The sequence below is a fragment of the Streptomyces sp. NRRL WC-3618 genome (assembly GCF_001280005.1).
Taxonomy (GTDB): Bacteria; Actinomycetota; Actinomycetes; order Streptomycetales; family Streptomycetaceae; genus Streptomyces.
This window is the reverse complement of record NZ_LGDW01000177.1, coordinates 23,668-39,229: the sequence shown is the minus strand read 5'-3', so window position 1 is coordinate 39,229 and position 15,562 is coordinate 23,668. Positions and strand designations below refer to the sequence as shown.

General features: G+C 70.2%; 12 protein-coding genes. 3 read left to right on the top strand and 9 right to left on the bottom strand.

All coding sequences use genetic code 11. The annotated features are described in order from the left end of the window. Positions 1-39: 39 nt before the first annotated feature. Positions 40-1,509 carry an APC family permease gene (locus ADL01_RS18170; protein ID WP_053743053.1) on the bottom strand — a complete coding sequence of 490 codons (1,470 nt, stop codon included), beginning with the start codon at positions 1,507-1,509 and terminating at the stop codon, positions 40-42. A gap of 73 nt (positions 1,510-1,582) precedes the next feature. Continuing rightward, positions 1,583-2,317: a FadR/GntR family transcriptional regulator gene (locus ADL01_RS18165; protein WP_053743052.1), complete on the bottom strand. Its 735-nt coding sequence runs from the start codon at positions 2,315-2,317 to the stop codon at positions 1,583-1,585. A 693-nt stretch (positions 2,318-3,010) separates the two neighbouring features. On the opposite strand from ADL01_RS18165, the gene ADL01_RS18160 reads away from it, so the two are divergent. Both ADL01_RS18160 and ADL01_RS18155 read left to right on the top strand, forming a co-directional pair. Then, positions 3,011-4,441 carry an amino acid permease gene (locus tag ADL01_RS18160; protein ID WP_199834857.1) on the top strand — a complete coding sequence of 477 codons (1,431 nt, stop codon included), beginning with the start codon at positions 3,011-3,013 and terminating at the stop codon, positions 4,439-4,441. A gap of 150 nt (positions 4,442-4,591) precedes the next feature. Beyond that, a complete protein-coding gene (locus tag ADL01_RS18155) occupies positions 4,592-5,428 on the top strand; it encodes a DUF2182 domain-containing protein (protein WP_053743051.1) in 837 nt (278 codons plus the stop codon). Between the two features lie 71 nt (positions 5,429-5,499). Here ADL01_RS18155 and ADL01_RS18150 read toward each other — a convergent pair whose 3' ends face one another. From ADL01_RS18150 to ADL01_RS18135, 4 genes are all read right to left on the bottom strand, one after another. Further along, the gene (locus ADL01_RS18150) at positions 5,500-6,156 is read right to left on the bottom strand and encodes a DUF1326 domain-containing protein (protein ID WP_053743050.1); all 657 of its coding nucleotides are present in this window, start codon (positions 6,154-6,156) and stop codon (positions 5,500-5,502) included. Positions 6,157-6,314: 158 nt separating this feature from the next. Next, positions 6,315-7,331 carry an NAD(P)/FAD-dependent oxidoreductase gene (locus ADL01_RS18145; protein WP_053743049.1) on the bottom strand — a complete coding sequence of 339 codons (1,017 nt, stop codon included), beginning with the start codon at positions 7,329-7,331 and terminating at the stop codon, positions 6,315-6,317. Further along, positions 7,328-7,867 (bottom strand): isoprenylcysteine carboxyl methyltransferase family protein, encoded by a 540-nt coding sequence (locus ADL01_RS18140; protein WP_053743048.1) that lies wholly within the window; start codon positions 7,865-7,867, stop codon positions 7,328-7,330. Before ADL01_RS18140 ends, ADL01_RS18145 begins: the two co-directional genes overlap by 4 nt. Before the next feature lie 64 nt (positions 7,868-7,931). Then, positions 7,932-8,990, bottom strand: a complete 1,059-nt coding sequence (locus ADL01_RS18135) for a type III polyketide synthase (RefSeq protein ID WP_053743047.1) — start codon at positions 8,988-8,990, stop codon at positions 7,932-7,934. A gap of 147 nt (positions 8,991-9,137) precedes the next feature. On the opposite strand from ADL01_RS18135, the gene ADL01_RS18130 reads away from it, so the two are divergent. Continuing rightward, entirely contained in the window at positions 9,138-10,007 is an 870-nt protein-coding gene (locus ADL01_RS18130; protein WP_053743046.1) for a UbiA family prenyltransferase, read from the top strand. A gap of 114 nt (positions 10,008-10,121) precedes the next feature. Here ADL01_RS18130 and ADL01_RS18125 read toward each other — a convergent pair whose 3' ends face one another. The 3 genes from ADL01_RS18125 to ADL01_RS18115 all read right to left on the bottom strand — a co-directional run bounded on the left by ADL01_RS18125 (position 10,122) and on the right by ADL01_RS18115 (position 15,487). Next, a complete protein-coding gene (locus ADL01_RS18125; RefSeq protein ID WP_053743098.1) occupies positions 10,122-13,148 on the bottom strand; it encodes an MGH1-like glycoside hydrolase domain-containing protein in 3,027 nt (1,008 codons plus the stop codon). A gap of 164 nt (positions 13,149-13,312) precedes the next feature. After that, positions 13,313-14,746, bottom strand: coding sequence for a glycoside hydrolase family 43 protein (locus tag ADL01_RS18120; protein WP_053743045.1), 1,434 nt, complete (start codon positions 14,744-14,746; stop codon positions 13,313-13,315). A 474-nt stretch (positions 14,747-15,220) separates the two neighbouring features. Further along, a complete protein-coding gene (locus tag ADL01_RS18115) occupies positions 15,221-15,487 on the bottom strand; it encodes a metal-sensitive transcriptional regulator (protein WP_053743097.1) in 267 nt (88 codons plus the stop codon). Positions 15,488-15,562: the final 75 nt, after the last annotated feature.

Sequence of the window (15,562 nt, the reverse complement as noted above, 5' to 3'; positions counted from 1 at the left end):
CTGACCGCCGCTGTCGGTAGTGACGCGGGTCCGCCGGGTTCAGTCCGCGTCGGCGACGACGGAGCCGACGCGTTCGGCCAGGGTCGGGTCGCGGCGGACCAGGAGGGCGGCGTAGCCGACGGCGGCGACCAGGGCGGCCAGCGCCGCGTAGGGGAACCAGTTGTACGGAGCGGGCTGGCCCGGCTTGGCGAGGTAGTACAGCGGGACCAGGATCGCCAGGGTGCCGAGCGCGGGCAGCACCAGGTGCCGGACCACCCGGAACTCCTGCGGCCGGTACCTGCGGTAGTACAGCGGCAGGGCGATGTTGGAGGCCAGGTAGACCAGCAGGATCAGGATGGCGCCGAGGGTCGAGGACTCGGTGAAGAAGACCACCGGGTCCATCGAGCCGCCGCCGGATCCCAGCAGATGGCCCAGGCCCCAGCCGCCGATGATCAGCAGCGAGGTGGCGGCGAAGGTGATGATGGCGTTGTTCGGTGTGCGGCGAGTGGGGTGCACGTAGCCGAAGAAGGACGGGAGCAGTCCCTCGCGCCCGGCGTTGAACACCAGGCGGGCCTGGGAGTTGATGCCGGCGATCAGCACGCCGAGCGTGGAGGTCAGACCGCCCAGGTAGGTGAGGAACGCCAGCGCGCCGAGGGTGTGGTGGGCCACCGCGACGAAGGGGATCGGGGAGGCCCCGAGTCTGGTGACGTCGTAGTCGAAGCCGGTCACCGTGGCGTAGGCGAAGAGTACGTAGCTCACCGTCATGATCGCGATGGAGGAGAACACCGCGCGGCCGACGTTGCGCCGCGGATTCTCCGTCTCCTCGGCCAGCGCGGCCGAGTTCTCCCAGCCGACGAACAGGTACACCGCCAGGGGGAATCCCGCCGCCAGCCCCCTGAAGCCGTGGCTGATATGGCTGGGCAGGAACGGGTCGAGGGAGAGACGGCCGCGGTGTTCCACGAGTGCCGCGACCGAGACCACGAGCAGTACGAGCATCTCCACACCGAAGAAGTAGCCGGCCCACTTGGTGGAGACCACCACCCCGCGCAGCATCAGCCCCACGGCCAGCCCGGTGAGCAGCAAGGTCCAGATGATCCACGGCAGGTCCACGCCGGTGTAGTGGTACAGGGTGATCTGTACGAACCCGCCGGAGATGGCGATGACGGAGGCCATCGCGATGATGTAGCCCAGTCCCGCGAGCAGCGCGGTGGTCACCGCGCTGACCGGTCCGAAGGTCTTGCCCACGAAGGTGGTGAAGCTGCCCGCCGAGGGATGCGCCCGGGAGAACTCCGACAGTGTGTTGCCGAGCAGCGCGACCGCGATGCCCGCGGCGATGATGGTCAGCGGTGACGCCACGCCCGCGGTGGTGGCCAGGAAGGCGAAACCGAAGAAGAAGCTCATGGCCGGACCGACGTTGGCCATCGTGGCGGCGGCGATGTCCGCCATACCGAGGACGCCGCCACGCAACCGCTGCGGCGCGCCGCCGCCGGGACCCGGCGGGGGCAGGGGACCGGCTCCGGGGTCGGGCATGGCGGCTGCTCCTTGTGCGATGGGGCCTGATGGGTACGCGGGTTCTCGACGGTCGGGCGGCACGGACCGGGCGTCAGAGGTGCCGGGAACGCTGGTGTGCCTTCACCGCTCGCACGGCTGGATCGGTCGCACCCCGGCCCAGTTCGGCGAGCAGTTCGGCGTGGTAGTGGTTCTGCGCCCGTACCACCGCGGGTTGCGGTGCGGGCAGCAGCAGGCAGAGCCGGCCGAGCAGATCGGCGGCGAACTCGCGGATTCCGGCGCCGCCGAGCAACTCGGCGAGATCCAGGTGGAAGCGGGCCTCCAACTCGCCCAGGCGCGCCGGGTCGTCGGTCAGTTCCATCTCCTCGATCAGCGGCCGAAGCCCCTCCAGCCGCTCGGCCGGGACCTCACCCGAACTGTGCGCCACGAGACCGCATTCGAGCAGCAGATGGAAGGCGTCCAGCGAAGCCGCCTCCTCGGCGTCGTGCGTCACGGCGACGACGGTGTCCCAGTCCTGCGCGACGAAGGTGCCGCCCGCCCGTCCGCGCCGACGGTCGAGCAGGCCGTCCTGGCACATGCCCTCCAGCGCGCGACGTACGGTGATCTCGCTGATCCCCAGTTCCTCGGCGAGGACCCCGGCATCCGGGAGCCGGTCCCCGGGCCGCACGGAACGCAGGCGTACCCGCAGTGCGATCCTCGACCGGACGAGCTCGGATCCGCTCTGGCCCGAGCCGGGCAGGGCGCGGGCGTGTCCCACGCCGTTGACCGGCGTCGTCCGAGCCGGGCCCGGCTGGTTGTAGGGCCCGAACTTGCCCGCTGCGTTCACCACGACGCCACCCTAACGGCCTGCTGAACGCGGTCGCGGTCGGCGACGGCCGCGCTCCGGCGCGCCAGGTCGGGCCCGGTACGTGACCGGTGGTTCCCGGGACGGCGCCACGGTGTGGTGCATGAGGGCTCCCGGGGTGCGGGGAACGTCGGAGGAGGGTCCGAAGCAGCCCGGAACGGCCGGGCCACGGCGGTGACGCGGGTGTCACGCCGGGGGCGGCGGGCCGCGATGCAGGAAAAATTAGAGCAAGGTGAACAGTTAAACAAGACCCCGCTGTCGGCGGTCCCGGAGCCGGGGGAGAGGGGCGGTCCTGCGGCTGAGCCGTCATGGCCCTGAACAGGGGATTCGCACCTCGGCGGGCGCGTCCGCGGGGTGCGTGGACGGGGTGCGGGTGAGGGTCCGTGACGTATGGGCGCCCGGGGAGGGCGGCGCGCGGATGTCATCAGCTGGACGGCTGGACCTCTTGTTTTTTTTGATCGCCGTGAACTATTTTCCTGAACGTCACCGGCGGCCGATACGGCAGATACCGCCCGGCGGCCGTGGTCCACCATGCCCTCCCCGCGACCGTGATCGCCACCCCTTCGGCCCCGTTCCCGACCGGCACCCCACCCGCACCGCACGGCGGAATCCATACGGCCACCCCCGTCCGATCCCGTCGTAGCCTCCCCTGTCCCCGCCAGTCCCCTGGATGTCGAGATGACAACACGTCCCCCTGAGATCGCCCCCGACAAGCTGACCACCACCGAAAGCACCTCCGCGGGATCCGGCCTGCAGGCCGGGCTGAAGAACCGTCATCTGTCGATGATCGCCATCGGCGGTGTCATCGGCGCGGGCCTGTTCGTCGGCTCCGGCTCGGGCATCGCCGCCGCAGGGCCCGGCATCCTGGTGTCGTACGCACTCGTGGGCGCCCTGGTCGTGCTCGTGATGCGCATGCTGGGTGAGATGGCCGCCGCGAACCCGACCTCCGGCTCCTTCTCCGCCTACGCCGACCGCGCGCTCGGCCGCTGGGCCGGGTTCTCCATCGGCTGGCTGTACTGGTTCTTCTGGGTCGTCGTACTCGCTGTCGAGGCGACCGCCGGCGCGAAGATCCTGGAAGGCTGGATACCGGGTGTGCCGCAGTGGGCCTGGGCCCTGATCGTGATGATCGTGCTGACCGTCTCCAACCTCGCCTCGGTCTCCTCCTACGGCGAGTTCGAGTTCTGGTTCGCCGGGATCAAGGTCGTCGCGATCGCCGCGTTCATCGGGGTCGGTCTCCTGGCGGTCTTCGGGATCCTGCCGGGCACCCACAGCGACACCGCGGGGCTGTCCAACCTCACCGCGCACGGCGGCTTCCTGCCCAACGGACCCGGCACGATCCTCACCGGTGTGCTGATGGTGGTCTTCTCCTTCATGGGCAGCGAGATCGTCACGCTGGCGGCCGGCGAGTCCGAAGACCCCCAGCGCGCGGTCACCAAGGCCACCAACAGCGTCATCTGGCGGATCGGCGTGTTCTACCTCGGCTCGATCTTCATCGTGCTGACCCTGCTGCCCTGGAACTCCCCGGCCATCACCAAGGACGGCTCGTACGTCGCCGCCCTGAACTCCCTGGGCATCGCGCACGCCGGGCAGGTCATGAACTTCATCGTCCTCACCTCGGTGCTGTCCTGCCTGAACTCCGGCCTCTACACCGCCTCCCGCATGGCCTTCTCCCTCGGCCGCCGCGGTGACGCGCCCGCCGCGTTCGGCCGCACCAAGCGCAAGGGCGTACCGCAGGCCGCGATCCTCGCCTCGGTCGTCTTCGGCTTCGTCGCGGTGTTCTTCAACTACGCGTGGCCCGACACCGTCTTCCTGTTCCTGCTCAACTCCTCGGGTGCCATCGCCCTGTTCGTCTGGCTGGTCATCTGCTTCTCGCAGCTACGCATGCGGAAGATCATCGAGCGCGAGTCCCCGGAGAAGCTCGTCGTACGCATGTGGCTCTTCCCGTATCTGACCTGGGCCACCATCGCCGTGATCGTGTTCGTGCTCGGCTACATGCTCACCGACACCGCCTCCGGCGGCGGCCGGGACCAGGTGGTCCTGTCCACCCTGGTGGCCGGGGCCGTGGTCGCCTTCGCACTGATCCGCCAGCGGGCGAAAGCCCGACGGTAGGTGATCGTCGCCCCCTCGTAGGAGCCCTTGGCCCGCACCGGCCGCTCCTGCGAGGGGGCGACGCCGTTTCCGGCGTCGGGTCGCGAACGTCGGGTCGCGGCGCACAGGCATGCGTGCTGTCCTGGAATCAGCCGCCAGGAGTACACGCCTATGCGTCACATCCGGACTTCCGCCTTCGTGTCCACCCGGTCGCCCGCGCCGACCGGAGCGGGCGGAGGCCTGTTGCCGACGCGGGATCTCGCGACCGCCTGGTTCCTGATCGTGCTGATCGCGGTGCCCGCCTGGGCGCTGACGGTCGGGCAGGCCCAGGACATGGGGGTCGAGCCCGGCACGATGGGGATGGCGCTGCCGGTCTTCCTGCTGCTGTGGGTGACGATGATGGCGGCCATGATGCTGCCGTCCATGGCGCCGGTGGCCATCACATGGGTGCGCGGGATCGGCCGGCAGTCCTCCGGCTGGACGCGGACCCTGCGTACCGTCGAGTTCGTGGGCGGGTACCTGCTGGTGTGGACCGCCTTCGGACTGCTCGCCTACGCGGGCCTGGCCCTCACCGGCGGCCTGGTGGACGACCATCCGACCGCCGGGCGCTGGATCGGCGCGGTGACCTTCCTGCTCGCGGGCCTGTATCAGCTCGGCCCCCTCAAGTACGTCTGTCTGCGGCACTGCCGCGACCCCCTGAGCCAGCTGGTGCGCTACGCCGGGTTCCGGCAGCCGGCCCGTGACCTCCGGGTGGGGGTCCATCACGGCGCCTACTGCGTCGGCTGCTGCGCGGGGCTGATGGTCGTCCTGATCCCGCTCGGCGTGATGAACGTGGCGGCGATGGCCGCCCTGGCAGTGGTGGTCTTCGTGGAGAAGCTGTGGTCCCGTGGCCCGCTGCTCGCCCGGGTGGTGGGCGTCGCGTTTCTCGTGCTGGCCGCGCTCGCGCCGTTCCAGGACTGGCTGCTGCCGGGGCTACAGGGGTCGACGCCGTCGATGGGCGGCATGTGACTCACCAGCGCACAAGCGCACGGCCCGCTGGACCACCCAGCCCAGTTCCAGCCCAGTTCCAGCCCAGCTCCTCAGTCAGGACCGCTCCAGTCGAACGGGAAGTGTTTGCTCGACTTCCCCGAGCGGTCCCAGGAGAAGCCGAACGCGTCGGCGCGGTCGACGGTCGCCCGGCCCCAGGTGGCGACCTGGCCCGGCCCGACCTCGGCGCCCGGGGCGTTGTGGACCTGGACGCGTGCGCCCTCCGGAGCCGTCGGGCCGGTGAGCGCCTCGGCGGTGGCCGTGACCCGGCCGGGAATCTCCGCTCGCCAGGTGGCGAGGTCCTCGGCGATCTCCACGTGGATGGGGGCGAAGTCCATGCCACGCATCTCGGGGCTCAGCATCGCCCCGAACTGCGCCGGCCAGCCGCCCGCCTCACCACCGAAAATGGTCCCGAGCGCATCACGCTGCTGTTCGTCGGCGCGCTCGTCGAGGAAGACCGCGGCGTACGCGTCGCTGTGCTCGTCGGACCAGATGTTGCCCACGAAGGAGCCGAGCATCAGGACGTTGAGATCGTCGAGCCGCACGTCGCCGAAGGTTCCTTCGCGGATGTGCCAGACCAGCACGCCTTCGCAGTCGCCGTAGGTGGGGGGCTGCGCGAACGTACAGGGACACGGTATGGCGCACTTGCAGACATCGAACCAATCACCGGCCAGGCGCCAACGCGTACCGGTGGAGACCTGCTCTGTCATCTCGCTTCCCTCCTGGCCGGGCTCAGGGAGCCCACTCGGAGTGGCGAGACCACGTGTGCCGAGCCCGCCCGGGATCGCGACGCGCGGCCTCCCCTCCAGCTTGCACCTGATGTGCCCCTCGGGGGAAACCCGGCCGCCGCGTGTGCCGCGCCCGGGCCCTACTGAAGCGCGTGGACGGCGGCCGAGAACAGCGGGGGCAGCCGGGACGCCGCGGGGACGATGAGGCGGGCGGTGCCAGGTCGGCGGCCGGCGGCCAGCAGGGCCCCGGTCAGCAGCCGATGCCGCCGGGTCAGCCGGGCCCAGGCGCGCTCGTACGCCTCCGGTTGCCCGGCAGCCAGGCAGCGGACGGCGGCCCCGGCCGTCGCCAGCGCGAGGGCGACACCCTCGCCGGTGAGGGCGTCCAGGTAGCCCGCGGCGTCACCGACGAGCAGGACACGACCGGCGACTCTGCGCCGCACCCGCTGGCGCAGCGGTCCGGCGCCGCGTACCTCCGTCGTCGCCGGGCCGCGCAGCGACGCCGCGAGGGCCGGGAAGGCGGTCAGGTGGTCGTCGTACCCGCGACGGCTGCGGCTGAGGACCGCCACGCCCACCAGGTCGTCGCCGACCGGGGTCACATACGCCTCGCCGTGCCGCGACCAGTGGACCTCCACGAAGTCCGTCCACGGTTCGACGAGGTAGTGCCGGCGCAGTCCGTAGCGGCCGTGGGGGCGGCGCGGCAGCTCCAGACCCAGGGCGCGGCGCACCGGGGAGTGCAGGCCGTCGGCGGCGATCAGCCAGCGGGCCGTGGTTCCGGCGGCGGTGACGGTGTCCGCGTTCTGGCGCACCTCGCCGACCCTGCCCGGCAGCATGCGTACGCCGAGGCCGAGCGCGCGCTCGTGCAGCGCGGAGTGCAGCGTCGTACGGCGGACTCCCAGCCCGGTGCGGCCGCGGAAGGACGCTTCGGCGTGGGTGGCGCCGTCCACGTACCGGATGCCGCGCAGTTCGCGACCGGTGATCTCCTCGACGCCCAGGGCCCGCAGCGCGGCGACGCCACTGGGCATGAGGCCCTCTCCGCAGGCCTTGTCCACCGGCGAGGACCGGGGTTCGACGACGACGGCCTCCAGACCGGCGAGCGCGGCATGGATGGCGGCGGCCAGACCGGCCGGTCCTCCGCCGGCCACCAGTACGTCGATCACATCGGAGCCGGTGCGGTCGACGTGGTCGCGGCGGCGAGCGCCCGGTTCTCGCAGCGGATACGGACGCTGAGCAGGGCGGCGTTGAGCACCGTGAACGCCGTAGCGGTGATCCAGGCGGTGTGGACCAGGGGCAGGGCCAGGCCCTCGGCGACGACGGCCACGTAGTTCGGATGCCGCAGCCACCGCCACCGGTAGGGGCCGCCCGTCACCAGCGGCAGGCCGGGGACGACGATCACCCGGGTGTTCCAACGGGGCCCCAGGGCGTGGATGCACCACCACCGCAGCGCCTGGGCGGCCGCCAGCACGGCGAGCATCGGCCAGGCGAGAGCGGGCACGAAGGGCCGGTCGGCCAGCCACACCTCGGCCGGACAGGCGACCAGCAGGCCGGTGTGGAGGGCGACCATCGCCGGGTAGTGGCCCTGCCCGCTCACGGTCGCGCCCCGGGCGATACTCCACCGCTCGTTGCGGCGGGCGACGCCGAGTTCGGCGACGCGCTCGGCGGCGACGGCGGCCACCAGCAGTCCGTACCAGATCATGTGTCGAGTCCTTCGAGTCCTTCGAGTGCTGCCTGTGCTGCGTGTTCTTCTGCGGCGGTCCGAACTACCAGCGCAGCAGGACGAGTTCGGCGGCGAAGCCGGGGCCCATGGCCAGCAGTAGACCCGGCGTGCCCGGTGGTGGACGGCGTTCGGCCAGGGTGTCGCGCAGTACGTGGAGCACCGACGAGGAGGACAGGTTGCCCACGTCGGCCAGGTGACGCCAGGTCACATCGAGTGCGTCCTCGGGCAGGTCGAGGGCCTCGGTGACGGCCTCCAGGACCTTGGGGCCGCCGGGGTGGCACACCCAGGCGGTCACGTCCTTCGGCTTCAGTCCGTGGTCGCCGAGGAACCCCTCGACGTCGTCGGCGAGGTAACGGCGCACCACATCGGGGATCTGCGAGTCGAGGACCACCTGGAAGCCGGAGTCCTTGATGTCCCAGCCCATGACGCGGCCGGTGTCCGGATACAGGTGGCTGCGGCTGTCCACGATCGTCGGGCCGGAGGTCTCGTCCGCGCGGCCCGCGCCGCAGGCGACGACCGCGGCGGCGCCGTCCCCGAACAGCGCGGTGGCGACCAGGTTGGCCAGGGAGGCGTCGTCGCGCTGGAACGTGAGCGAACACAGCTCGACCGACAGCAGCACCGCCACCTGGTCGGGCCGGGCCAGCAGGTAGTCGTGCGTACGGGACAGGCCGGCGGCGCCCCCGGCACAGCCCAGGCCGAACAGGGGCAGCCGCTTGACGTCCGGCCGCAGTCCGAGGCGGCCGACCAGCCGTGCGTCGATCGAGGGCGTGGCGATGCCCGTGACGGAGGTGAAGATCAGCAGGTCCACGTCGGCCGGGGACAGACCGGCCGTGTGCAGGGCACCCCGGACGGCCTTGGCGCCCAGGTCGGTGGCGGCGGTGATGAAGACGTCGTTGGCGGCGCCGAACCCGTCCAGTTCTCCGTACCGTTCGAGGGGCAGCGTCATGTGGCGCGAGCGGACCTTCGCGCTGTGGTGCAGCCGGTCCAGGACCTGGCGGTCCGTGCCCTCGGGCAGGCAGGTGCGGGCCACCATGTCGGTGATCTCGGCCTGGGCGTGACGGTGTGGTGCGAGGGCACCGTGTACGGCAGCGATCCGCGTCATGTGGTTCCTGTCCGGTCACCAACTCGGGCGAGTTTGCTCAGCACCTGTTCCCTGGATCGTGGTTTCGACACCAGGGATAGCCCGTCCGGGTTCCTCCCTGGGGCGCGTGCTCCGGCCGGGTGCGGCGGGGCCGCCTAGGATCGGCCGGTGGGCACTCCTGAGCAGTCGACGGTCGGCGGGCCGGCGGTCAGTTGGGCCGTCCGGGTGGGCGGTCTGGCCGGGTCGTGTCACCCCGGGCCCGTCGTGGCCGTCACCGCGCTGATGGCCGCTCTGGCCGTCACCGCCGGCCAGAGCGCCGCGCGCGGTGTCCTGACCGCCGCCGCCGTGCTGACCGGGCAGTTGTCCGTCGGCTGGTGCAACGACGCGTTCGACGCGAGCCGGGACATCGAGACCGGCCGTCGGGGCAAACCCGTCGTCGACGGCACGGTCGGTGTGACGGAGGTGTGGGTGGCCGCGTATGCCGCGCTGGCGCTGTGTGTGCCGCTCTCGCTCGCCTGCGGCCTGTGGGCGGGCGCCGTTCACCTGGCCGGGGTGGCGGCGGCGTGGGCGTACGACCTGCGGCTCAAGGCGACGGCGTGGTCCTGGGCGCCGTACGCGCTGGGCTTCGCCGCGCTCCCGGCGTTCGTCGCGCTGGGGCTGCCGGGACAACCCTGGCCGGCCTGGTGGGTCGTCACCGCCGGGGCCCTGCTGGGAATCGGCGCCCATCTGGGCGACGTACTGCCGGACATCCGGGGGGATCTGGCGACCGGCGTACGGGGGTGGCCGCAGCGGCTTGGCCCGGACGGCACCCGGTTGCTGCTGCCGGTGCCGCTGGTGGCCGCGTCCGCGCTTCTGGTGCTGGGGCCCGCCGGACCACCCGGCCGAGGGGGAGCGGCGGCGCTCACCGTGGCCGTCCTGGTCGCGGTGGCGGGGGCGGTGCTGGGGCGCCGCCGGAAGCGGGCGGCGTTCGCGGCGGCGGTCACCGTGGCGGCGGTGGACGTCACCTTGCTGCTGCTGGGCGGCAGCGGGATCGCCTGACGGCGCCGCCTCGGACGGTACGGGACCCACGGACGGAAGAAGCGGCCACGGGAAATGCCCCGGGGCCGCGCCGGCGTCGGATGACGCCGCCACGGCCCCGGGGGGAACGGTTGGTCAGGAGTTGAACGGTGTGGATCCGTCGGCCGCGGCGATGCGCCACAGATGGTCGGCGGAGCCGTTGTCGTCCCACTGCAGGACCGGGGCCCCGGACGCGGTCGACATGTTCTGGACGCCCAGGACCATGCCGCTGTTCTTGTTGACGAGCTTGCAGTAGCCGCCGCCCGCGTCCACCACCGACCACAGGTGGTCGGAGCTGAGGTTGTCGCCCCACTGCAAAGCGATGGCGCCGGCCGTCTTGGAGGCGCCCTGGACGCCGAGGACCTGGCCGCTGTTGATGTTGAAGATCTTGTAGTAGCCGTTCTCGGCGGGGACGATCTTCCACTGGTGGTTGGCGGTGCTGTCAGCCGTCTGCTGCTGGGCGGCGCCACCGGGGGTGATCGCGGAGCCGGAGATGCCGAGCTCCAGGTTGCTGTTCTTGTTGATGATCTTCACGGCCGGAGTCTCCGGGTACCAGGACTCCAGCTCGGTGACGCCGACGAACTTGCCGGCCTGGGGAGTGAAGAGAACCCGGAACTGGGACGTCGTGACCGTCGGGAACGTCACCTCATTGGCGTCGTTGGCGACCGGCGCGGCCGGGCTCTTCGTCTGGTTCGGGACGTCCACCCACGAGCCGTTGTTCAGGTACTGCACGGTGTAGCTCGCCGGTACGCGGATGTTCGCGCCGTCGTCGTAGGTGTAGAACTTCACCTCGTTGATCTTCCGCGGCGCGCCGAAGTCGACGCCGAGGTGGTCGGTGGCGTTCGGCGAGCCGGAGTTGGTCCACCGGTCGTCGGGGGTCTTGTCGTAGCGGATCCAGCCGTCGGTGGCCCGCAGCGGGGCGTCGAAGGTGGTGGGCTTGCAGGTCTGCCCGCTGTGGCAGTGCGGACCGTTGGAGACGGTGTTGGTGTAGGAGGCGAAGGCCTTCGGGTACGGCTGGGTGATGGCCTTGGCGAACCAGTCCTGGTCGGCGGTCATCGGGTTGGCCGCCACGTTCATCATCCGCGGGGGCTGCGACGGGGTGACCGGGGCGGTCACGTTCACGGTGGTGGTGGCGGCGAGGGTCGCGGTCTGGAGGATGCGCACGCCGTCCTGGAAGACCTGCAGGCCGCTGCCCTTGCCGTAGTGGGTGCCGTCTTTGTCCCAGCGGATCGAGTAGGTGTGCCCGTGGTAGGGCAGGCTCTCCACCGCGTAGTAGTCCCAGCCCGCCGGGATCAGCGGCTTCAGGACCATCGTGTTGTCCGCCTGCGGCTTGATGCCCAGCAGGCCGGTGAGCACGAGGTCGTTGAAGCTGGAGTGGTTGTAGTTCTCGCTGAAGTTCTCTCCGTCGTAGATCCAGTCGCCGGTGTCACCGTTGGCGGCCTCGGCGACGTAGGGCTTGCCGTCCTTGTGCTGGAGGTCGGCGAACTGGGCCAGCATGGTCGCGTAGTTCTGCTTGGTGACGAAGTTCTGCGCCGGGTAGTCCTGGAGCAGGTTCGCCATGCCGGTGAGGATCTGGCTGGTCTGGAACGGCCAGCTCGGGCCGTTCCAGTGGCAGCAGTTGGCGTCGTCGCGCTTCTGGGTGGCGGGAATCGCCTGGTAGTTGAAGTAGGGGTTCGTCGCGATCCGGTCGAGCTCGGCGAAGCCCGTTCCCTTGGTGAACTTCAGCGTGTTGGCCCCGGCCTTCATCGGGACCTGCACGGTGACGGACTTCGACTCCGAGAAGTTCCCCCAGCTTCCGGTGGGGGCGTAGCTGACGGTGACCGGGTTCGCGGTGTCGCCGTTCACGACGACGTTGTGGGTCGACGTGCTGGTGGTGCCGTTGGCGTAGTGGACGGTCACGGGGTAGGTGCCGTCGGCGGGTGCGTTCACGGTGAAGGTGACGGCGCTGTCGGCGAAGTCGATCTGGCCGACGTACTTGCCGTTGGAGGCCGTCGACGAGTCGTGGAGGTTCGCATGAGTGACGGCGGCCTGCTCGGCCTCGTAGTCGTGCACCCGCTCCAGCGTCGTGGGCCCGAACGCCGCTCCGAACCGTTTGGGGTCCGTCAGGTACTTCCACGCCGTCGAGTACTGCGCGTCGGGCAGGTTGAACGCCCAGGGGGCGAAGCCCATCGCCTCACGCCAGGTCGTCCTGGTCTGCTTCAGGGTGCCGTTGGTGGTGTTCGTGTTGTAGACCTGCATGAAGAACTGGCGCTGCGGGTCCCAGAGCGAGTCCTGCACCCCGGCCTTGAGCGAGGCGGCCTTGTCGCTGTACGCGGTCGCGGTGGCGGTGTCCCCGGTCATGGTGGCGATCTTGCTGATCGCCTGGGCGGCGCCGAACATGTACGCGTTGATCGTGGGCCGGTAGCCGGGGCCGCCGCTGAACCAGTTGCTGCTGTGCATCGACGTCTCGGTGTACTCCGTGGCGTCGGACAGCGGGCTCTGGTAGTACAGGTCGTTGGTCGAGGCGGTGCCGTTCACCGTGATGTCGTTGCTGAAGTTGGAGTCCCACTTCTTGTACAGCGCGATGAGGTGCGGGAGATCGGCCTTGATCTCGGCCGCGTCACCGGTGACGAGGTAGCGCTGGTACGCGGCGCTCGTGATCCACTCACTGAAGCTTCGCACCCCGGGGTTGCCCGCGCCGCGCAGCCAGAAGTCCAGGTAGTCACCGGCGTAGTCCTGGTTGTGCAGCCAGCGCCCGTCCTGGATGTGGTAGCCGGTGGCGTCCGGGAGCGCGGTGTACGGGTTGCCGGCGTAGCCGATCGGCACGTCGTACTCGGTCGACACGTACCCCGTGCCCGGCACGGTGTAGCGGAGCGCGCGCTTGTAGGAGCTCCACCGGTAGTAGTAGACGTCGTCGATGTCGTTGTCGGGGGTGTCGACGAACGGGATGTTGTCCCTGTACCACTGCCGCTCGTCGAGCTGGTTGGCGGCGAGGATCGCGTCCTTGTCGAGCGCCACCGCGTTGGGGTCGTCGGCCGCCTGGGCTGCGGGCGCCCCCGGGCCGGAGGTCAGGAGGCTGATGGACAGCACGGAGGTGCAGAGGGCGGCGAGCGCGCGGCGCCTGGCTCTGAGGGGGTGACGCATCGAGGTGTCCTCCATCGGGCACTCATGCGGGATCTTGGAGTCGGGATCTCGAACGTTGTTCGCGATCTCGGGAAGCCGTGACGACCGAAATCGGGGGCGGGGGTCGAGAGGCCCGAAGCGGATGCCGGCGCCTCCGATGGAGGCGCCGGCACCCCGCTTTCAGGTCAGCTGGTGAGGCGGAAGGTGGCGTCGCCGCGGGCTGTCGTGGTGGTGATGGGGTCGAGGCGGAGTTCGTAGGCGTAGTGGCGGATGTAGCGGTCGGGGAAGTTGTACGACTGGAAGGACGACCAGGTGGGGTCGGCGAGTCCGGCGACCTTGTTGAAGGTGGCGTCGGCGGCGAACTGGGCGGTGCCGTCGTTGCGGACGAGCTGGAAGTCGTAGTTGGAGTGGCGCAGGAAGTACCCGGGGTTGTTGATCGACTCGAAGGAGACGGTGCCGGTGCCGGTCAGGCCGGTGCGCATCTGGAACCGGGAGTCGTCGACGGGGCTGACGTTGGGGTCGATGCGCACGTCGAAGTTGGTCTGCCGGACGTAGCGGTCCTGGAAGTTGTACGACTGGATGCGGTTGATCGGGGTGTTGGGGTAGCGGGCGAGGACGCGGTTCTCCTCGGCGGCCGTCAGGTTCATGATCCAGCCGTGGCGCTTCTTCGTGCCGCCCATGTTGTAGCTGGTGGACGCCTGCTTCTGGTACGAGGCGGGGTCGGACGGGTTGGTCGTGATGACCGGCATGTAGCCGCCGCCGCTGGCGTACTGGTCGAGGTAGAGCGCCCACTTGTTGGTGCCGTTGAACTTCATCCACATCGGGCCCTCGACCATCGCGCCGGTCAGGCCGACGCCGGAGAGGTTGCCGAGGTTGGTCCAGGTGCCGAGGATCGAGTTGCTGCCTTCGAGGGTGATCTGGCCGTCACCGGAGGCGCGCACGTAGCGGTAGTTGCCGACACCGGCCGGGATCTCGATGATCTGGGTGTCGATGATTTCCTGGGTGCCGGGGCGGTCGATGTAGATCTGCGGGGGGCTGACGGTGCGGAAGTCGCTGGTGTGGGAGTAGAAGATGCGGTGCTTCGTCGCGCCGTTCAGGGGCACGTTCGTCGCCCAGTACAGGACGTAGTCGTTGCTGGCCGGGTCCCAGATCGCCTCCGGCGCCCACGCGTTGCGGCCGTCGGGGATCGCGCCGGCGACGTTCAGCAGCCGCGGCTCCGACCAGGTGACCAGGTCGGTCGACTCCCACACCACGAGGTTGCGGCTGCCGTCGTTGATGGACTGACTCCACGTCTGCCCGCAGCCGATGCACAGGTCGGTCGCGATGATCCAGTACTTGCTGCCGTCGGGGGAACGCACGAACGCGGGATCGCGCACGCCCTTCGTGCCGACCGGGGAGCGCAGGACCATGCCGCCGCCGTTGAGGTCGTCCCAGTGCACGCCGTCCGTGCTGTGCGAAAGGTACATCTGCTGGTTGGTCGACCCGTCCCCGGTGAAGTGCACCATCAGGTAGCCGGGATCGGCGGCGGTGGCCTCCTCGGGTGCCGTCAGTGCTTGTGAGGCGAAGATGAGGCACGCGGCGAGCAATATCGCCGACAGCCGTGCGCGCAGCGCGGACATGTACGTCTCCTGTCGTTCTGTGAAGGCGGCCCAACGAGTGGAGAGGCGCGGTGGGGCGGCCCGGTCTCGGTGAAGGCGGGTGCGGACCCCGCCCCCGAGTGAGGGGAACGGCGAAGTGGGGCTGTATGTGGCGGAGCGGGACGCTCCGTGGGTTTCGCGTGGGTAAATTGTTCGAAAAACCGAACAACGTTCGTAAGGTCGGGCAGACGCTAAGCGTGGCAAGTGGTATGCGTCAATACCTCCGGCGTGGTCGGACTGGAGGTCTGGAAAGGCGGTTGAGCTCGCCCGACGCACGCCGACGCACCCCGACGCGGGCACCGCCTCGGCGCTGCCTGTGTGTTGCCTGTGTCAACAGGAGGTGAACCGGCGGTGGTTGACGCGCGCCGGTCGGTCTTGCGGTCGCCAGGCAAGCTGCCCCGCCCGTGGCCTTCGGGTCGAAGGGGGCCTGTGGCGGGCGTACTGGCCCGACAGCGGTCAGGCGAGGGTGAGGAAGAGCTTTTCGAGTTCCTCTTCGGACATGGGCGGGGCGCCGGCGGCGCTTTCGGCGAGGCACTGCCGCATGCCGCTCGCCACGATCTTGAATCCGGCCCGGTCCAGAGCGCGGGAGACGGCGGCGAGCTGGGTGACGACGTCCTTGCAGTCGCGGCCGGCCTCGATCATGGCGATGACGGCGGCCAACTGTCCCTGGGCCCGGCGCAGCCGGTTCAGTACGGGGCGCACGGCCCCTTCTTCCACCTGCACGAGATCCTCCTCCACTTGCCCCCTCCCTGCCAAGATACCCCAAGGGGTATATACCTCCTGTACCTCCTGTACCTC